This window comes from Paraburkholderia sp. BL25I1N1, from assembly GCF_003002025.1.
In the GTDB taxonomy this organism is placed as follows: Bacteria; Pseudomonadota; Gammaproteobacteria; order Burkholderiales; family Burkholderiaceae; genus Paraburkholderia.
In genome coordinates this window covers 1-20,186 of record NZ_PVZB01000011.1, presented here as the reverse complement: position 1 = coordinate 20,186, position 20,186 = coordinate 1, and the positions used below count along the sequence as shown (strand labels likewise).

The window sequence follows — 20,186 nt, the reverse complement described above, 5'->3', positions numbered from 1 at the left end:
TTAGATTTTAGTTTAGATGGCTGGTTGAAATTTAAGATTACTCCAAGCAGTCGCATAGGAGCAGAAGATGTCCAAGCCCAAGAGACCGAGTTTTCAAGTTAGCCGAGACGCAGCGCCTCGCGTAACTTCCTTGGTAGTACATACGGCTGGACTTATCTTCGAAATACCTGCTTTCAGACGAGCGTTCGACTTCAGCTTCTTATTGACTGTCTTCGGGAGTTCGCTGGCAACAACAATTGCGACGACACTGACTAAAGCTTTTGCGACAAACGGAACGAAACGAACAAACGAAGGAAGGTTCTTCAGCATCAGAGAATTCATTAGTTCAATCGCTGCTGTCAGAGTTAGGAGATTCCGACTAGCAAAGGCCTGCAGCAAGACAAGGTTAGAAGGGACTGAGGCGTGGGCTGAATGCATAAAGCTTTGGTACGAGGACAAAAAGCGTCAGGAATACCCTCAGTCAGCTAACACGCTCGCCGAGCGGCTGAATTCTCTCCGCTGGTGCCAGCGCACTCTCGAGCGGGCAGGGATTGTAGAAAAAGTTGTTCTTCCGAAGATGCCCGTCAACTATCATCGACATGGCGGACGGAAGAAATCACTTGTGGAATCAGGTCGCCGAAATGAGCTCTGCGAGGAAATCGTATCCGAGTTAAGAACAGTGACTGAACAGTATGGGACGCCATTCCCTAGTGACGCCGAGAGCTTCATTAGAGCGCTAGCAGACGAAATGCCACCGGAATTGCTCAAGTCAGATGAAGCCTTCCGAAGTGCAATCCAACGGGCCAACGCCCAGAAGCTCGGCCAGATTCGGTCCATCGCTGAGAAAGCGCTTTTGCAGTCAAAGACTCTGTTTGAGTGCGGCCAATCGCTTGTCCGGAGCGTCCCTGCTGATTTACCTGAAAAAATCAACAATGCAATCCAAACCTTCAAGCGAAATCGACCGGAAGGCCTAGATGTCTTCTTCCCACCGGACAACATTGCTGAGTCCACGGCGGCCCTACTAGCCTATAGTTGCGAGAAGACCGGGGGCTTAATACAGGAGGAATCCCGCTACACTGTATATGGGGTGCCGGAGTACATGAGGCGCTTGTACCTTCGACTGGGCGGTAAGCGTCAACTTACTGCGATGCTCGGCGGCGACCCTACCGCAGTAGCTGCGACTATTCTTATCTACCTAGTCGATTCGGGAGACAACGAATCGGTCGCTCTCGCTCTGTCACCAACCTGCATAGAAGAAACTGACGACAGTAATAAAGTTCGGATTAGGTCGTACAAAGCTCGCGCAAATTGGTCGCCAATCGTGGATACATTCGAGGTCGAGGATGAAACTGCGGCTATCACGGTCCCGCAAGCGATTAGATTGGTCATAGAAATGACCAATAAATTTAGGGCCAACGACCCCGAACTCGCCGACTCTTTATTTATCTTTCGACATTTCAACGACGTGTCCGTCGCAGGTGAACCATTCGTGCGAAACCGCCTGCGCATCCTGCTGCGCGATAACGGAATCTCTGGCGACGGCATGCATCCGGGCGCCATTCGCGAGTCGTTTCTTATCGACAGAACGCTCATGTCTGATGGCAGTACACGAATTGCGGCGCTGTTAGCCGGCCATTCTTCAGATGGCCGAGGCGTTACTCGCGGGTACACGGAACGTTGGCCTATCAAAATACTCTACGTAGCAAAGATTCGAACATTCCAAACTCTTCTAGATGCTGACTTGGTATTCAATGGTCTTGGGCTGGAGAAGGCTTTAGGAACAACCAAGTCGGCCGCGCGAGCTCTCCTGGCTCAAGCTGAGAGAACCGGAAACGGCCTCCGCTGCCGTGACCCGATGCGTGGCGCGGGACCTACATCGAAGCCTGACAACGACTGCGAAGATGCGGGTGCGCACTGTCTCCAGTGTTCGATGCGGTTGGTCGTTGTTGACGCAGAGACCATCGAGGACATGCTGCGCACGAAAGCCACGCTTGAACTTGCATGCCCGGAGAGCGAAGCGACAAATGCCTTGCGCTGGCAAAACGAAATGCTCCCTCAGCTCGCCTTTGCTACTGCAGCGCTCATTAAATTACGCCGCAGCCCTCATGCGGCCTTGCTACGAAAAGTCGAACAACGACTTGCAAACGAGTAACCACCAATCCAACGCCGAAAGAAAACCTTTGACGAGGATATTCGCTAGGAGCCCTACTTGTGGAAGCTATAAAGCTTAACCAAAAACCCGACCAAGCACCACTTTCTGCGGGGATTTGCTCGTCGGATGACGGACGGATATGGGAAGTGACGGACGCGATGGGTAACAAAAAAACTCTCCGATTCGACAAGCCACTATCCAACGGCACCCTTTTGTCATCATCCGAAAACGGAAACCTCCTAACAACTATACAAAATTCCCTGCTGAGCGTATTTTCAGGCGTTAACGCAACAATCACCTCGTCCGAAAAGCTGGCCGCAGTATACGGCGACCAGTATGCGTTTGTGTACTGGATGGTCGACCATGACATCGATAGCTTCGATAGTACCTCCGAGCTAGACCTTGAAGCGTTTCTTGAGGATGCAGCACAGGGTATCGACGTGATATTCGGAAGCCGCGAGAAAGTATGGGACGCAATGCTCAAGCTTAAAATGCAGAAAGCAAACGTCAATGCATACAGTACTAGCGAAATCCTCACGCTGTCGAATCTGTTCGCTCATCCAAGCTCATTTCCAGGAGCATGTGAAGCAATAAAAGATTTCAAAGCAAAGAGAACAAAACTAAGGAAAAGCAAACCCCGTAAAGGAGTGTCACAGGGGAAACTTTATAACCGCACGCGTGCCATTTCTATACTACATGCGTACAGCGCAAAAGATGACGACAAGTTTCCTTTCATCCCTTTCGAAGACGGCTCTGGAAGTCTGGTTCTTCAGTTGGGCAGGGACGGTGGGAGGACGCCGCTGATTCCGGCGCCAGCAGCCCTCACACTTATGGAACAGGCGGCAAATTGGGTTTTAAATATCGCACCGGCATTGTTGAAACTTCGAACCGCATTTGCAGACACGTACAGAACTCAAAAAACGTCGGCCTCGACACGACGAGAAAAACAAGAATCCCTGTTAAAAGCTTTCAATGACAAATACCGCCACGCATTGCCGGAGCCCGTGGTACTTGACCACAGCCTTACAAACGGAGGCCTCAGTCTCTGGCTTGCACTCAACTGCTTTCTTCCTTCAGCTTGCTACATCTGCGCCACAACCCTAACTGGCCGGCGGAACATGGAAGTATCCTCCATTGAAGCCGGTGCGTGCAGCGGAACAAATGCTAGTGGGTTTTGGATTAAAACATATATCGCCAAAACATTGCGCAAGGTCGATTATACCCCGTGTTCGAGGCTTGTCGTTGAGGCCATTGAAGTCCTTCAAATGAACAATGAAAAACTGCGAGAAACGTCGGGCTCGAACAAACTTTTCAATATCCCAACTCTGTGCGACGACTCCAAAGGGGTCTGGTTTGATGCTGCAAGTCACATTGACAGGTTTGCGAGGTACGTGGGCGCATCAAATCTGGGGATGGTTGGTAACACACCGTGGCATATAGCGCCGCACCAACTGCGCAAGCTTTTCGCAGTGCTCTACATTTGGCGATATGACGGCGGTGACCTGGATGCGCTCAGCTATCATTTGCGACATTTCGACTTGAATATGACGGTTCGCTACTGCGGAGACCGAGAGCTTTTTGGGGAACTTGCGAGGCAAGCATTTTCCCTCACGAAGAAAAAAATACAAACAATGGCGGAAAAATCCCAAAAATTCGCTGGCACATTTGCGAAGAAACTATCTAAATTGGTAACACGCTTTATTTCGGAGATTGAGTTTTCGACATCAGAAAATCTCGAGAAATCAATAGAAAATTTAATAATCGAAAGAGGTATTACCCTCAAGGCGACTCCTTGGGGTTTTTGCGGGTGCAAGAACAGCAAATCCAATCTTAAGAGAGCCGCCTGCCAGCAAGAGTCAAATGCATCAAGAGGTGTTGATTGGGACGGGGCTCCAAATCCGTCCGGCTCTGACGAGGTCAGATGTGCGAAATGCATGTTCTTCGCATCTGATGAAACCCGCGTTATTCACTGGACAAAGCAATGCGTAAAGACAAAGGACGCTGTTGCCAGCGCGACAACCGTTCGACTGCAGAGAGTCAAGTTGGAGAAGCATCTTCACATTCTTGAGTCGTTCACGTTGGCGCTGTCAGGAGGCAAATCATGAAGACCCGAGGTTCTAACGAAGAGTGCAAAGTCGCAATGAAAAAAACAATCAAAGCGCGATTGACTTTGATTGACAGGTTTTTAACGGGAGAAGACTGCGACGGATTCATTCCACCTCGAAGCGTCTCCGAATTCAGACGAATGAATATCCCACAATTAAATATCTTTCCAATAGGAAGTCCATCAACTTTAAACGTTAAACAGACGCCACATCTCCGAGATGAAATATTGGACGTCTTCGATAGACTGGCCAAACTAAATGATATTCGTCATAAAAAACGTATCACTCCAAAGAGACCGACACTGTCTGAAGAAAATAGAAGGCTGAGGAGGGCAGTTCGAAGCGGTAAACTCACTATTGCAGGACTTGCCAAAAGTTATGCTGAATTTGGTTCACAGATTGACATTTTGAAGAAACAACTTAAAGCAGCTTCAGCGGAGCGGGATAAGCTGCGGCTGGAGAACTCGGAGCTTCGCGTTCGAATTGATAAATCTCCGTTGCATATCGTAAGAGCGAAGTAAATGGCCTACATTCGATTTTCTTCAGACCAGTGCATACTCAACGGGGCAACGTATCAGCGAGTACCAGTCGTTCTTGCGCGCAATCACCGCCCCGTACATTCAATCAACACACATCTTCGCTATAGAATTCGAAGCCGCAACTCACTTCCGTCCACGGCTATTGCCAAAGGCTACATCTTGACCAATTTCTGTTCGTTTCTCGAGAGTGACGAACTCGTAATTGCAGCGAAGGAGAAAAGAAGAGCAGTCAGAGATTTGCCTTATCTACTTCATTCGATAGACGACGCTGTGCTTGAAAGATGGCGTAATCGCGATGAATTGGCCGGCCTGCACCCTCGCGTAATCAATTCAAAAATATCTACGGTATTACAATTCCTGTGGTGGGCTCGAAAAATTGACGATATGCCACATAGAATAGGTGAAGAACCAGGTAGTCCTGTTCTGGTCTGGCGAGAGAAGAGGCAGTATAAAACTGTTCTCTGCAGCGAACTCCTTTTTAAGGGCGGCCGACTGTTCCGTAAACCTAAGGGCGTACCTAATGCCCACGAGATGGACAACGCTTACGTCCGAGCGAGCGACACCCGCGAGGACCTAGCAATTCGGGATAATCTAATAATCCGCACTGCCGAAGAATGCGGACTTCGATGCGCAGAGATACTAGGGCTGCGCGCAGAGCAAGTTCCGTCGTTGGATGAAATCGAATCTGCGGAGCAAAATGAGACGCAACTTTGCATATCGGTAATGGGCAAGGGACAGAAGGAACGTGACACTCCTTTCCCAACGGGTTTGTTGCGCGAAATTTTAGCTTACGTGAATATTACTCGCGCTAGCGTGATGGCATCGCCACGATGTACTGCGGCGCATACCCGCATATTCGTGAGTCACAAAAATGGTACTCCGTTGAACGAGCAGTATATTAGCCGTCGACTGTCGGATTGTTTTCGCGACGCTGCTGCGGAGCGCCGTCTCTCCTTGCAGCGCGTCAGGGCTCGGTTTGCAAATGAAACTATACGAACGCTGGTGGACGAGGAGATTGCCAGGAGCGGAAGCATAAAGGATATCCGAGAAGAAAATATATTAAATATTACGGCAGAGCTCATGGGTCAGTCCAACAAGCGGTCACTGCGCGACTATCTGGAGACCGAACTTAAGGCAAGGGTTTCACACCAAATGCGAAAACTTCATAGAAAATCTTAAGGCCATCATTTTTACAATTATCTAGCCTCGTGCGCTGATTGTTTTCTTTTTATGCAATCTGTCGAGGAAAACTCAAGAGTCAGATGCAAGGATAGAGTCGGCAAGCAGGGCGGGTTCTTTTGAAGCCGAAGACGCCCCAATCGGCACTTCTTTGCGTAGGGTTCGACGCTTTCCGTCAAACATAGTCAACGCGCGTGAGGTGACCTATGAGCAACAGCAGCGGCAGCGGCAGCAAAGGTGGGCAATCAGGCAACAACCATTCCGCGGGCAGCGGTTCAAAGACTGTAAATCCGGGTGGCGGCCGTGGTCCCAATGGCTTTCCAGGCGGCAACTGGCCAAGCACTACCGGTGCAAAGTCTGGTGGCAATCGAGGAAATGCGACGCCGTCCGGCACTGAGAGGTAACGCGGCACATGTCCCGAGCTCTCAAGTAAGTGTTCCGGCTGCCGCTAGCGTAGGCGGGTTATCACAAAAAGAGAGAAGCAAGGGGCGCGAATACACCGCAGAATCTTGTTCTCGTTGCTTTTTCTTCGACCGCCACCGGTTCCCTGCCTATAGGCTCACGCCCTCAAGCGGCGGTAGAACCGGGGCGGGACCGTGGGCTTCACAGACGCAAATGATGCGTCGTGCCAGCTCGCCCGCTGTAACATCGGTATGGCGCGTAGCGGTCAGCGCTATCGGCTGCCTTGCTCGGACGGATGACCAGTTGCCGGAGACGTCCTTGCCTACCTCGGGCAGCAGCGTCATCGGTATGAACCATGTTGGAGACAAAGCGCGTTAGCTCTTCCTCGAAGAGCGCTGCTACAAGGTAGCCGCGTCGAGCGTCATTGAACGTGGTTTTCCGAATCTGGAAATGGACGACGTTGCCACGTTCCTCAGAGTTGCGCTTGCGGATGGAGACTGTGCGGCACTTCAACTGGATTGCGACAGAGTTGTCCGTTTTTTTGTCATGGAAGAGCACGTCACGCCCTGCATCATCGGCATGAGGCTGGAACGGTGACAGCCGACCGTCGCTCGCCATCATCACCGCGTTGACCAGCAGATGTTCTCCGATTGCTCCGATTTGGGCGGAGGACAGGGGCATTCGTCCACTCCTCGCAATTAAACGCGAACATTCTCCCGCGAGCCGTGTCGTTGCCAAGGGCCGGGCGATGTGACGGGCCGAACCTGTTCATTGCCCGGCAAGTTCGCCTGCTATCAGCCACTCCACCGCCCCGGCCGGATACTCCTCCGGCCACTCCCTTGCCAGCAGTCCCACCGCTTCCCGCACCCGCAACTCGGCTGTTGCGCCATCCCGTCGTCGCTCGCCCCCACGCTCCACGCCCCCAATGTTTCCAGAACCCGTTGCGCACCAGCGACCCGGTCCATCGCTCGGCGCAGTCGGACGAAACTGGCGTCAGAAAGCCCCGAGTCACGTGCAGCGACTTCTACGTCGTTGGTAACGTCGGCAAGCAGAATCGAAAGCAGTTCAACCGCTTTGTGCTCAATGTAAGTGGGCGCTAACTTTCTGTAGTACATCTGCAGGTCGAGGTTCGTGGATTCCATTGGCCGTAAAGCGATGTGACTTAAACGCGCTAGTTGCGGGTTGCGTCGAGTCGGTACTGGCAATCGCGGCCGAGCCCAGCCGACCCGGTCCCCCAACTGTCGACTCGATTGCTTCCAGACTGGGGCCTCTTTGACAGCATGCTGCCTATGACCTTAGATGTATGTCAGGCAAGTGCTGTCTGACGGACGACGGCCAACGTACCGTGAGGTGGGCTATGAACAAGAGCGGTGGCAGCAAAGGCGGGCAGACGGCGGGCGGTCAGTCCGCGGGAAGTGGTTCGAAGATGCGTAGCCCCGGTCGATGCCGGGCGGGCAACGAGTTCGTCGGCGGAAACTGGCCGAGCACGACTGGCGGCAAGGGGGGAATGCGGTTCCGTCTGGCCCCAAGAGGTGAACGCCTATCGGGGAAGACCTCGCCCGGAATGCAGACTCAACGCCGGACCGGGTAAGCCAGCACCCGACGGGATGGACGCTCGCGGCGCAAGCGTGTTCGGCTTTCGATATGCTTTTAAGCCGCGCACGGAGTCCCAATGCAAAATGAGCCTAGGTCATTCCCTCTCCTTGGCGCGCTGACAGCCCTCATTGCTGGCCTTGCTCCTCTTGTGAAGGAAATTTCGTCGCTCGTTGCCGCGGCACATCCAAGCCAGACTGCAATTGCAGTTGCGGTTCAAAATGTGGGCGCTTCTTGGGTATGCGGCACAAAGCAATTGTCAGGTATGTCGCCATGCCCGCCGACGTCCCTGCCGCCGTCGCCGCAAGGACAAACGCAAACATCGTCGTCAATGCCGAAGCCGCCACCGTCAAGATTCCCGAACAAAACGCTTGGCTGGATGGAACAGCAAATCCCAATAAGCCGAACGGCGTGGACTCTGCAGGCAACTGAGATTCCCAGGGTGGTTCACTTTGACATGAGGGTTGAAGCGTGCGCGAGCCGAAAAGGTGGAAACAGGCGTCTATTCGATTACTCTTCGACGGGAAGACAGGTCTGTCTGCGCCGTCCGGTTCGACAGCGGCGGTGCGCCCTCGGGACCTGTAGCCCAAGCCAAAGCATGCGATGACAACGTGCCGGAGAACGAGCAGCACGTTTATTCAGTAACAGTCGAACCGCCTTCCAAGGCGGTTGCGGTTACGATGAACGCGCGCGCAACGTCCAAACTAGGCAGATACAGCGACAAGCGCTTAAACGAAAACATTCAAGCGAACGGCGGGGGGGACGCATTTCCCGGACGGTCCATTTCGCAAAGATGGGCGAAGCACCGCGTCGCCCGTCTGTCATCACGCAACGACAGGGGAAATTCCCGTCCCGTTACATGAGCGCCGCTTTCTGCTGCGCATCAACGCGCGCGCACGTCAAACTAGCTTGTTGTGTGAACGAAACGCGCGCGACAGCCGCTGGCTATAAAGGCGGCGACCGCATTGCAACGTGCGATGAAGAAGAACCCGACACTTTCTTCGGAAAGCCGGGACAGCTCCTGAGCGGCGGCAATTACAATACGCAGATTTGTTGGCCAGCTTTCGGCGATGCTGACGGGTGAGCCGTGGGCGTCCTCTGGCGCCGCCTCATTTCCGGCTAAGCGGCGCGGCCACGAATCCAACCCATAAATTCCTGGCATCAGGACAATGACTAAACTGCTCGAGCTGAACATGAGAGAGGCGCAACTCAAACGGAGGCTGCGCCGGCACTTGTCCTCTCTCGGCTATACGCGCTCGCAGAACGGCAATCTCTTTCTGCAAGACGTCGGAAAAGAAACAATTCGGCAGCTCCATGCTCCACAGCGCGCGGCTATCTTGAAATCTCAGCGCGAATTTATATCGGCAAGGCTGCCGGCGCTGCAGCAGTACTTCGCGTCAGGCAACCAAGTTGACCCCGCGGACATCCGAGTCAGGGTTGAACGGGTGGATAGCGGTACGTGGCAGGGTGACCTATTCAGGCTCGCCACTTTAACTTGGTCGGTACCGGTCTCGAACGGCTTTGGCCGGCGCCTGCGTTATCTCGTCTGGGACGACTCGAATGAAAAACTGATAGGTATCTTTGCGATTGGCGACCCGGTGTTCAATCTGTCTGTGCGGGACAACTGCATCGGATGGTCGGGAGATGACCGCGCAGCCAGGCTTGTCAATTTGATGGATGCCTACGTCCTGGGCGCCGTACCTCCTTACAACATGTTGCTTGGCGGCAAGATGATTGCCTGCCTTATCCGCAGCACAGATGTCTACAAAGACTTTCAAAGCCATTATGGCGGTTCTAGGGGCATCATCTCCGGTGAACAAAAGGGCGCACGGCTTCTTGCGGTGACCACGTCATCGTCCATGGGGCGCTCTTCGATATATAACCGACTGAAGCTGGATGGCGTGGCCTACTTTCGGAGCGTCGGCTTCAGTGGTGGTTGGGGGCATTTCCACGTTCCTGACTCTCTTTTTGCCGACATGCGCGAGTATCTGCGCGACTCGGGTGATACGTCCCCTGATTTGCACGCATTTGGTCAGGGGCCTAACTGGAGAATCAGAACATTGCGCTCCGCGTTGAAAGCGCTGGGGTTCAAAGGCGACCTCCTCAAGCACGGCATACAACGCGAAGTGTTTATATCGCTTTTAGCCGATAACGCGACTAGAATACTTTGCACTGGCAAAGGTCGCCCCGATATCAAACGATTGTTATCCGTCGATGAAATCGGAGCGCTTGCCATCGAACGATGGATAGGCCGACGAGCTGTGACTCGACCGGAATATCTTGCTTGGAATTCCGCTCAATTACCGGAGCTAATCAATGCCTCATACAGGCAGAGACAAGCGGATATAAATATAAGGGCCGCTTAAAGTTAACGCGATAACCTAAAAAACTGATAGACCTTCGGGGCTGTAAATGGACGCCGCGCTTGATAGATGGACGCGTAAGCTTATTGGCGCTTCAGCCGCGCGAGCAGTCCCCTTTGGCTCATACATTTGTCCAAAATGCTATGAGCCGGTCCATCTAAGGGCGGGATTCGTACGGGCAGCCCATTTTGCGCATAACCAAGGCGCTGCGCGAGAAGAATGCGAGCTTTACGTCCAATCAATTTACAGGGCAGGTGCTCTGCACCCAGCACATCTGGACCAGAGCAGCCGAAGCGGAGAGCTGAGGCTTGGGCTGCGCCTGTACTTGAAAATGCGCCCCATGTCTTGGGGGCTTGAGCTGGACCTCAGCGTAAAGGACATCTCCGAAGGCCGGCTTTTGATAGACGTAGGAGGTCGAGAGGCGGCAGTTGACCTGACCGGCAACCGACTCTCAAGTTACACGGTAATCGTTGAGCCGCAGCAGACGGCTTACTGCGTCTTGTCCGTCTCCCCACATCACAGCGGGGCGACTATATTCGAGGGCCGGACTTGCGAGGGATTGCGTAGAACCGGGATGACTGCATTTACTGCAGTTGGGAGGGCCGGTTACGCCCTCTTTCATCGCGCGGGAAAAATTGAGGGTGGCAGGACATACGCAGTCGTTTGGCGAGACGACAAAGCCGTGCAGTTTCCTGACGAATGGGAAAATGAACCCTTGGAGAAAAGGGGTGAATTTTCAGCGGCCCTCGTATTCGTACCTAAGTTCTTGTCGCAAGCAAGTATCGAATGGATACAGGCGAATCTGCAACTCACTGCTGAGCACAAGGTTCCAAATATCGTCCAAGTTTGGCCACCAATATCAAATAGAATAACAACCCAGTCAATTCAGAGCGTTCGAGATAACCCGATTTTGATTGCGCTGGATGAAGTTGATGCACGTCAAGCACCAAGCATGTTCGTCCGTTGTGACAGCGACGAACGTGCAGCCGGGGGCATTTCAGGGGCGAGAACATTCTTTCGGTATGAGCCTGGTGGAAAACCAACGGCCCGCTTCCTGACGCCAGGCACGTATGGCGCGATGCTTGACGTGGAGTTTTCCCTTCCAATCTCAACGCCTTGGCATGCTCTAAACGCCATAGTGATGCTCAGAGCTACCTCCAACGAAGGCGGCACCATATCAGCGGTTTTACACAGTCGGCACGCCTCGCAGGTGCTCTTGGATATCAGGCACGCGCATGCCAAGTTAGATTACATTTCAATGCCTCCTGCAGCGCAAGGATGGGTACGCGTCAGGCAAGACGACACTGTTCTTGAGTACACCATATGCGCTTCGACTAGACGCGTTGCTGGCCATAAACACGGATTTCATCCCAACGATGAGGACGCTGCTCGGCTTGTCGATGACGTGTGCAAGTCTGACGCAGACGTCGTTATAGACTTTGGAGCCTTAGGTTTTGTCTCGCTGCCAGCGGCGACGGAAAGCAAGGGGAGTACTGCTGCTGTTGAGTTGCCAGAGCAAGTTCGGGCGTTGCTAAAAAAGTACCTTTTTCAGTTCGGTTCGACCTCCGTTTGGCCGCGCCCGGATATGCGAATGTCTGATTTCGAACTTGTTCACGTGTTTAATCGAAGTCGTTGGATAAAGGGTGATAGCGTGACAAGGCGATACCTTGCGCGTGAACTCACTCGCTATGTTGACGGGGTTGCAAAATGAATGCGAGAGAGCCACGGGCCGCATGGATATATTCTCAAGAATCGAAAGCGCGGATTGCCGAACTAGGAAGCAAGGTAATTGCCGGGTTCTTGGCAGAGGTTCCTCTTCCCGACAGGAAAAAAGCGTTTGCCTGCATCAAGACTGTTAGCGGGTTCCGCCCCGATACTGAGCTTGAGCTAAAGGAGAAAGGAAAGAGGTTTGTCTCCGCGCTCGCCCAAGGGCCGGATTCAAATTCTAAATCGCACGCTGCAGAGTGGGCCGCGTTCAGCTTTGCTTGGCTAAGCTGGGGGAAGCATAAATTTCAGTCGCAATTCCCTGAACCTCCGAGCGAGCCTATTGTCGATGAACATGAAGCACTGGTGTTGTTTCTGCGGAAACTTGTTCCTGAGCAAAACGTCACCGTCTGTCGAGAAGACGTTGAAAAGCTACTACTTTTCAGTGGCTTCCCGCTAACGGACACAACAACGGCTGATGTCAGTTGGATACCGACACGCAGTGCGCTCGAACAGGCAAAAAAGGCGGCAAGGATTCCTGCCGAACTTGAGTCCCTGAAGAGGCAAGTGAAGTCTCGCGAGAATGAAATCGTAGACCTGCGTGACTCTGCAAATGCCGTCCGAGCTCAAACCGAGAACTTGCATCGCAAGCTGGGAGATTCGCTCAGTCAGATTTCTGAGATTAAGTCCGATTTTTCGAAATTGAAATCGGCGCAGGATAGTGTGCAGTCGCGGAACAGCGAGATGGCACGGGCCTTTGAGCAGGACGTCAGCGAGCTCGAAAGAGGTCTGTCTACGGTAGCAGAGGAGTGGAAGTCGAGGTTTGGCGACATGACGGAGAAGGCCGAGTTCCTCACCTCAAATCTCGCGGCTAACCAAGAAGCGGTCCTCCGCCTGGAAAATGTCGTTGCGTCGCTGCAAGAACGAGCGGCCACGCCGGCTACTTCTTCGGCGACTCACGTTCTGGCGCCAGCCAGTGCGACGCTAACCAGACACCCGGATGTGCAGTATAGGTCACATGGGCTGGCCACAGAGCAATCGGATGTGACAGTTACATCGTTCAATGATGCCAGGACGGCACTTAGCGTAATTACGCGAAATCTATCGGCTATTGGCGTGCGTAAGGATGACTCAGTCCTCGTCGCCGCAACTGTGCTGACTGGCGTGGTGGCAGGTCAGTTGGTGCAGTTCGCAGGGTCCTTTGCTGAGTTGGTCCTCGAGGCAGTGGCTGCGGCGCTAAGTGATAGTCAGGCGCTCTTCTGGCGGGTCCCTCTTGGACTGCAAGACGGCTCGGAAACGGATTTCGTGTTCTCGCAATTCAAAAAAAACACGTCCCCCGCAGGATGCGTTGCTGTAGTCGGAGTGAACAAGTCAGCGTTCGAGATATACGGAGACAGGCTCGCAAACGCTGTCGCAAAGAGCCAACTTGGTATTAGAAGTTCCCTATCAGACATCCCTCTCTTGGCAACCTTCGTGAACGGCTCAGGTGTCTTACCGCCGGGTCCTGAGTTATGTTGTCTTGGTCCGGTTATAGATTCAGACGCGCTAATCTGGGGACGAGCTAACAAATACGCTACGGTTACGACGGGACGACTGAACTCTGCGAGCTGGAAGGAATTAGTGGAACCGGCCAAGACGGATGAAGATATCGAACAGATTATTCGTTCACTTCCGGACTTCAGCTTTTCCACCAAGCTTTGGGAACGCACTGCACGCAACGCTTTGCTTATCCTTCGCAGGTTGGACAAGCTTGCGGGCGTAGAACACTCAGAAAACTTCCTGATGCATTGGCTGCTCCCTTGGGCACGTACAAATGGAATGCCAATGGGCGTATTGCGAGACTTGCTGACGAGGACGGAGAGCAGTTGGCTTGACGAGAAGGTCATCGAAACAGTGCTTGCTCAAGCTTCAGACGCAAACCTATGAAATTCGAAGCAATCACGTTCGCATCGCTCTGTAGCTCGCTAGAGGCTGAGTTTAAGTACAGAGGTGTTCCAGAAGCAACGAAGGTTTCGCTGATTGCGGAGCACATTCGCGGCGTCGTTGATAGCGCATCAATCTCGGACGGGGAAGATGGTCCAGCAGAGGTCTCGTCTCAAAAGTTAGCGATGGAAGTTCGGCGTAGAGTCGCACCTCTCTTCGCGCATGCAGACGGAGATGGGCAGGAGTTCTCAGTATCCGGTGAAATTGATGCGATGGTTCATCTGGACGAGATATGGGGGGCCACGACGGGGGGGTATGCTGTGTCACCGCCAAGGCTTCTAGCTATCGACGACACAATGTCATTACTTATTGGCGGCGGAGCAACTCGCGTGCTACCTAAAGCTATACGCAAGGACATTGAGCAGGCAGGCCGAGCACGCATCCTGACTATGTCTAGCAGCTTGGACGCAGAGTTTGAAGGTGTACCGGAGCAAACACTCCAGAGCTGGTTGGGTCTACCCCGAGAGAGCGCCCACTCATGGAGCACGGACTTCCTTGAATCGATAAAGCTCACCGGACCGCTGGATGACGAAGCAGAGAATCTTCTCGTACTAAACGAGCGAAGCTGGGGGCCAGTAGCTAAGTGTACGGGTCCGCTGGGTCGCCGACTAGCGCGCCGCGCCGTGTCCATTTATGGCAATCCTTCGTTCCAATACTACCTTTGTAACCTGAAAGCGCGTGCCGGGAATTTCCCCGCTGTCGAGTCTCTTGCTCGAATAGATAGGCAGGAAGCGCGCCGGTTACAGCCTTTTATGAGCAGCAGTGAAAATTGCCGGCCGACGGTGCGATGCGAGACAAGTGGCCCCGAAATATGTATAGAACTATCGTGGCCATTGCCTGAGCCAGAGAACAAGCTTCTTCATCTCGGATGGATGTACCCAGTTCCAGAATGCGATAACCCTTGGCCGCAGAAGTATTACTTCTCTGCAAAACTATATCCATTTCTCGCTAATGCCCTTGACATATTGGGCTACAGCCTCAACATCCACACCAGCTAACCAAAAAAAATGCGCGAAGACCAAAACATCTCCGAGGGCGTCCATCAAACCGTATCTGGCCTCCACAGTGAATTGAAGCGTTACATCGAGGCGCAATACCACATCAAGGATTCCGCGCTTGTTGCAGAACGGTCGATGTTACTAGACCAAGCTTCTGTGATTGCTCAGAAAGCGTACGTCGAATCAACAGCCGTGTACGCCCAAGGACCTGCGTATGAGCAACTCGGCATACCACCCGTCGCAAAGAACGCGCTAACCAAAATTTCGTCTCTAAAGGGTGTTGGCCTGTACCCGAGGCCGTATGTGCATCAATGTGAGGCACTAACGGCATTCCTCGGCGACAGACAAGCCGACCTCGTGGTAGCGACAGGTACCGGTTCCGGTAAGACCGAAAGCTTCTTGATGCCTATCCTCGGCACTCTTGCGATAGAGAATCAGGACCGGCCTAATTCTTCAGCAATGCCGGGCTTCAGAGCATTGCTTTTGTACCCGATGAACGCGCTGGTTAATGACCAAGTTGCCCGCATTCGACGTTTGGTTGGAAATGAAGAGGCTAACAAGACGATTCGCGGGTCTCGCGAGCGACCGGTTCGCTTCGGGAGCTACACCGGGCGTACTCCATATCCGGGTGTTCGAAGCCCGAAGAAGGATGCCACGCACATCGCGCCACTTTTCGACGAGTTTTTCAACAAGCTCGAAGCGTCCCCGGAAGACAAAGCAAAACTGGAGTCTATCGGAAGATGGCCTAGCAAAGACATGATTGGTTTCTACGGCGAGAGTGCCATCGGACAACGCACAGTAGTTCGAGGTAAGTCGAAGGGACAGCTCGCGCCAGAGCCGAACTGGAGCAAGCGACTCAAGACTCAGCTAGGCGACCGAGAACTAATGACGCGAGACGAGATGCAACGAGAATGTCCAGACATTCTCGTCACCAACTACTCGATGCTCGAATACATGCTCATGCGTCCCATTGAGCGCGGAATTTTCGAGCAAACCTCAGATTGGTTGAAAGCAGACGACCGAAATGAACTAATTGTCGTTCTTGACGAAGCTCACATGTATCGTGGCGCGGGCGGTGCAGAGGTTGCCTTGCTTCTTCGGAGGCTAGTAGCGAGGCTCGGTGTCGGTCGAAACCGCGTACGCTTTATCTTGACAAGCGCAAGCTTGGGTAGCGGAGAGAAGGCAATAGAAGAAATCAAGGCCTTCGCGACAGACCTAACAGGAGCATCTGAAGGACAAGAATTTGTCGTTGTTACAGGAACACCGGAAGAGCGTCCACTGCCGGTCGCTGCGTCTGCGAAACAGTCTCACGTCTTAGCAAGCTTCGACCAATCTGCACTCTCCACTTATGCCGTCACACCCGAGGCAGCGTCGCAAGCCGTTGCGGACCTTTCCGTTGCGTTCGAATGGAAGAGGCCGGCTTCTAATATAGACGAGCTACGTGACTATCTGTTCGAGCATCTTTGGACGTTTGGACCGGCCCAATTGTTGATTTCCCTGGCGTCAGGACGTGCCGCGAGTCTGGCTGAACTCACTGCCGAGATTTTCCCTGACATCGCAACCGCTCAGGCTCAACAGGCGCTTGATTCCCTGCTGGCCCTGTGTGCCTTTGCGCGTCGAAGCAAAGACGGCCGCCCTCTACTCCCGGCGCGCCTACATCTTTTCTTCAGAGGCCTTCCTGGCTTGTATGCGTGCGTCGACCCGCACTGCAGCGGGCGACTTGCTGCCAGTGCACCCACCATCCTGGGTTCATTTCACACGAAGCCGTTGCTTTGTTGTGGCTGTCAACGACACGCCCGAGTTTTCGAATATTTGACGCATCGCGATTGCGGCGCGTCATTTATCAGAGGTTGGGTTGACGCAACGAAGACGTTCGTTTGGCACGAACCCGATAGGCTGTGGACGCCGGACTCGCAGCGTAGTCTGTACGAAGTCGAAATGTTCGTTGAGGAAAAGCCTCAGCCGGGAGTGAGGGCGGTTCAATACTGGCTACACATATCGACCGGCCGCCTAGAGGGAAAGCGGCCGCCAAGTCTTGAAGGATTTCGGTCAGTTTGGCTTCCCGACAAGGACCCGCTTGCCGAGAAATCCATGACGTTTGACGTGTGCCCGGCTTGCTCGAGAAAGACGCGCGCATCCAAAGACGACCCTTCGAAAATCATGGACCATGTGACGAAGGGCGAAGCTCCATTCGCCACGCTGGTTCGTGGGCAGATTAAGTATCAACCCGCGGCTAAAGCGCGTTCAGACCGCTTTCCAAATGAAGGTAGGAAGGTTCTTATATTCTCGGACGGTCGTCAGAAGGCGGCCCGGTTAGCGCGCGACATGCCACGCGACATGGAATTGGACCTCTTCCGGCAAACGATAGCACTTGCGGTCAAGGGACTGACTTCGCTTGGCCGTGAGGCTAAGCCGACCACCGGTAGCCTCTATCTTGCCTACATAGCGACGCTGGCAGAAAAAAATCTTTCGATGTTCGACGCGGATGGCGAAACTATCGACTCGCACGTAGATACGTACAAATCCGCGTGCGACACTTTGGAGGATGCATTCGAGGAGACGCATGACCCTGGACAGCCACCGTTCCGGTACAAAGCGGCCCTATTGAAACTGCTTTGCGGCGCATATTACTCGTTGGCAGGCACCACTGTCGGTTATGTTGAGCCGAGCCGGAATGCGTTGAAGAAAGTCACTGCGGCCTTATCGGAGTTCCAACTCAGCGAACAGGACGTCCGAAGTCTCAGCGTGGCCTGGATTGAGGAAATGCTGTCCGAATTTGCGTTCGACGCCGATATCCAAGAGTACGCTAGAACTAAAGCGTATGGCTTTTCTCGACAGAGCTGGGGAGGAAGCGGCAAGTTTTACTCGCGATTCAGAAACTCGGTTATTGGGCAAAGTATTTTGTCAGAGGCGGTGGTTCAGAAAATCGAGAACGCTATGTCGGCTGCGCTAGCGGTGGAGCGGTCCGGTCTATTCCTGAACCCAAACGCCTTGCAGTTGATTGTCGACCTCGATAAGACATGGTTTCAGTGTTCGTCCTGCACCTCGCTTTCGCCTCTCGTGTTCAAAGGAAGCTGCTTAAACTGCGGAGGTACTGAGGTTCGCGAGGCAGACCCGAAGCAGGACCGATATCTCGTGGCACGGAAGGGGTATTGGCGCCATCCTGTTATCGAAGCGCTATCGCCCAGTGGCAAAGTTGCCAACCTGTACGTCGAGGAACATACGGCTCAGCTATCCAACCGCGACCATAGAAGTGTTCATTCGACCACCGAAAAGCATGAATTGCGCTTCCAGGACATTCTGCTTACCGGCAAGGACAAGCCTATCGATGTTCTGAGCTGTACCACGACGATGGAAGTGGGCATTGATATTGGCTCTCTTGTCGCTGTTGCTCTGAGAAACGTGCCCCCGCAGCGCGAGAACTATCAACAGCGAGCTGGCCGGGCCGGTCGCCGCGGCGCTTCAGTTTCATCTGTGGTCACTTATTCGCAGAACGGCCCGCATGACAGTTTCTACTTCCTCAATCCGCGGTCGATGGTAAGAGGGGCGCCGCGCTCGCCAGAGCTAAAGGTTCAAAACGCCAAAATCGCCCGGCGTCACGTACATGCATATCTAATCCAAACCTTTTTCACCGAGCTCGAACACCAGGGCTCCGGGAGCGCGATGTTGCAAAAATCTCTCGGCGCGACGCGAGACTTCTTTGACGGCTCATCTAGCGAATCCCCCAATCTTCGCGGGTTCGAGCGTTGGATAAAAGACCGCATCGTCACGCCTCCGCACGAACTGCGAGATGCAATTGCTCAATGGCTTCCGCCGAACCTCGGGATTTCAACTAGCTCGTTAGCACAATGGGTAGCTGATGTTGCAGCTCAATTTGTAGAGAAGCTGTTTGCGTTAGCGAGCGCTGCAACAACTGAGACGGCCGCAGATATCGATTCGCTCGATGGCGAGCAAGACAATTCCGTCTCGGCAACTTTCGTAGACGAGCACGCAGACCTTTTGGAATTCCTGTTCTTCCATGGCCTGCTTCCGAGCTACGCGTTCCCGACCGAGCTATGTAGCTTCCAAGTCGAGAAGCGGGAGCCGAACGCCCGAGGTATTCCAGAGATTCGAGTGCTGCAGCGTCCTCAGCAATCGACCGGTCAAGCGTTAAGCGAATATGCTCCCGGACGTCTCGTCGTTATCAACAAAGCGACCTACCGGTCTGGAGGAGTTTTTGCGAGTACTCCACTTGGCGAGTTGAATCGAGCTCGAAAACTGTTTGAGAGCGCTAAAGAATTGATTGCGTGCATTGATTGCTCATTTGTCTACGACCCACATTCGAAGGGCGCAATTCCAGCGGTATGCCCTGTCTGCAGTCAGAAGCTTTTCCGGCAGAAGATGATTACGCCCGAGATTTTTGGTCCAGAGAATGCCAAGGAGCTAACCGAGGAGGACCGAGAGCAAGACGTCACCTACGCAACCATGGCGCAGTTTCCACAACCGACAAACGCGGAGGAGTTTGCGTTCAAGTCGGCGGGAGAGCGGCTTATTTACACGCATGCGGCAGACCGAAGGCTACTTACGGTGAATAAGGGTCTAACGCAGGGCGGCGAATCAAAAGGCTTTTTTGTGTGTTCTGATTGCGGTTGCGCGAGCGTTTTCGACGGCATCAAGCCGCAGGTTGGGAAACACAAGCGGCCCTACCTATATAACGCAAAACAAGCGCCGACGGAGTGTAATGGTGATTCTGAACACGTTTTTCTCGGGTACGACTTTCATACCGACTTGGTTTTACTTCGCTTTCAAATATCGTCACCGCTAGTGACAGACCTGTCTTCAAGAAGGGTCGTAAGGACGTTGGAGAGCGCCGCGTACTCCATAGCAGAAGCGCTCAGATTAGCGGCAAGTCGACATCCACAACTGGACCTCGACGCAACAGAGTTTGGAGCGGGGCACCGGTTGTTGCCAAAGGCGGGGAAAGACGGCGATGTTGTACTAGATGTCTTTCTCTACGATACATTAGCTGGTGGCGCGGGGTATTCCGAACTCGCGGAGAAGTATCTCGGAGAGATTCTCGAAACAACGGTTCAGTTGCTAGAACGCTGCTCGTGCGGAGCCTGTCAGATTTTCTGTGTGCCGAGGTCATGAGACGATAACGGAAATAACGTCCTATGACCGAAGCAACCGTGACAAAGAAGAACAGGAAC

General features: G+C 53.4%; 10 protein-coding genes. 9 read left to right on the top strand and 1 reads right to left on the bottom strand.

What is annotated here, in order from left to right:
- Window positions 1–67: 67 nt before the first annotated feature.
- The 4 genes from B0G73_RS17465 to B0G73_RS40040 are packed head-to-tail and all read left to right on the top strand — an operon-like array spanning window position 68 to window position 5,954.
- Entirely contained in the window at window positions 68–2,131 is a 2,064-nt protein-coding gene (locus B0G73_RS17465) for a hypothetical protein (RefSeq protein WP_146144194.1), read from the top strand.
- A gap of 59 nt (window positions 2,132–2,190) precedes the next feature.
- Window positions 2,191–4,236 (top strand): hypothetical protein, encoded by a 2,046-nt coding sequence (locus tag B0G73_RS17460; RefSeq protein WP_146144193.1) that lies wholly within the window; start codon window positions 2,191–2,193, stop codon window positions 4,234–4,236.
- Window positions 4,233–4,757 carry a hypothetical protein gene (locus B0G73_RS40045; protein ID WP_146144192.1) on the top strand — a complete coding sequence of 175 codons (525 nt, stop codon included), beginning with the start codon at window positions 4,233–4,235 and terminating at the stop codon, window positions 4,755–4,757. The genes B0G73_RS17460 and B0G73_RS40045 overlap by 4 nt, the downstream gene beginning before the upstream one ends.
- Window positions 4,758–5,954: a tyrosine-type recombinase/integrase gene (locus B0G73_RS40040; RefSeq protein WP_146144191.1), complete on the top strand. Its 1,197-nt coding sequence runs from the start codon at window positions 4,758–4,760 to the stop codon at window positions 5,952–5,954.
- A 603-nt stretch (window positions 5,955–6,557) separates the two neighbouring features.
- On the opposite strand, the gene B0G73_RS17445 is transcribed toward B0G73_RS40040, so the two are convergent.
- The gene (locus B0G73_RS17445) at window positions 6,558–7,037 is read right to left on the bottom strand and encodes a hypothetical protein (RefSeq protein ID WP_106282571.1); all 480 of its coding nucleotides are present in this window, start codon (window positions 7,035–7,037) and stop codon (window positions 6,558–6,560) included.
- A gap of 1,185 nt (window positions 7,038–8,222) precedes the next feature.
- Between B0G73_RS17445 and B0G73_RS40510 the strand changes: the two genes are divergently transcribed.
- From B0G73_RS40510 to B0G73_RS17410, 5 genes are all read left to right on the top strand, one after another.
- Entirely contained in the window at window positions 8,223–8,381 is a 159-nt protein-coding gene (locus B0G73_RS40510; RefSeq protein ID WP_181196571.1) for a hypothetical protein, read from the top strand.
- A 737-nt stretch (window positions 8,382–9,118) separates the two neighbouring features.
- A complete protein-coding gene (locus B0G73_RS17430) occupies window positions 9,119–10,315 on the top strand; it encodes a Druantia anti-phage system protein DruA (protein ID WP_106282568.1) in 1,197 nt (398 codons plus the stop codon).
- A 571-nt stretch (window positions 10,316–10,886) separates the two neighbouring features.
- Complete coding sequence (locus tag B0G73_RS17425) at window positions 10,887–12,023, top strand: hypothetical protein (RefSeq protein WP_146144190.1); 1,137 nt, start codon at window positions 10,887–10,889, stop codon at window positions 12,021–12,023.
- Window positions 12,020–13,942 (top strand): hypothetical protein, encoded by a 1,923-nt coding sequence (locus tag B0G73_RS17420; RefSeq protein ID WP_106282566.1) that lies wholly within the window; start codon window positions 12,020–12,022, stop codon window positions 13,940–13,942. Before B0G73_RS17425 ends, B0G73_RS17420 begins: the two co-directional genes overlap by 4 nt.
- Before the next feature lie 1,064 nt (window positions 13,943–15,006).
- The gene (locus tag B0G73_RS17410) at window positions 15,007–20,127 is read left to right on the top strand and encodes a DEAD/DEAH box helicase (RefSeq protein WP_106282564.1); all 5,121 of its coding nucleotides are present in this window, start codon (window positions 15,007–15,009) and stop codon (window positions 20,125–20,127) included.
- The last annotated feature ends 59 nt before the right edge of the window (window positions 20,128–20,186 follow it).

Bases quoted from the DNA above. Each gene is read 5' to 3' on its own strand.
- B0G73_RS17465 (WP_146144194.1), top strand. From the start codon at position 68: ATGTCCAAGCCCAAGAGACCGAGTTTTCAAGTTAGCCGAGACGCAGCG.
- B0G73_RS40045 (WP_146144192.1), top strand. From the start codon at position 4,233: ATGAAGACCCGAGGTTCTAACGAAGAGTGCAAAGTCGCAATGAAAAAA.
- B0G73_RS40040 (WP_146144191.1), top strand. From the start codon at position 4,758: ATGGCCTACATTCGATTTTCTTCAGACCAGTGCATACTCAACGGGGCA.
- B0G73_RS17445 (WP_106282571.1), bottom strand. From the start codon at position 7,037: ATGCCCCTGTCCTCCGCCCAAATCGGAGCAATCGGAGAACATCTGCTG.
- B0G73_RS40510 (WP_181196571.1), top strand. From the start codon at position 8,223: ATGCCCGCCGACGTCCCTGCCGCCGTCGCCGCAAGGACAAACGCAAAC.
- B0G73_RS17430 (WP_106282568.1), top strand. From the start codon at position 9,119: ATGACTAAACTGCTCGAGCTGAACATGAGAGAGGCGCAACTCAAACGG.
- B0G73_RS17425 (WP_146144190.1), top strand. From the start codon at position 10,887: ATGACTGCATTTACTGCAGTTGGGAGGGCCGGTTACGCCCTCTTTCAT.
- B0G73_RS17420 (WP_106282566.1), top strand. From the start codon at position 12,020: ATGAATGCGAGAGAGCCACGGGCCGCATGGATATATTCTCAAGAATCG.
- B0G73_RS17410 (WP_106282564.1), top strand. From the start codon at position 15,007: ATGCGCGAAGACCAAAACATCTCCGAGGGCGTCCATCAAACCGTATCT.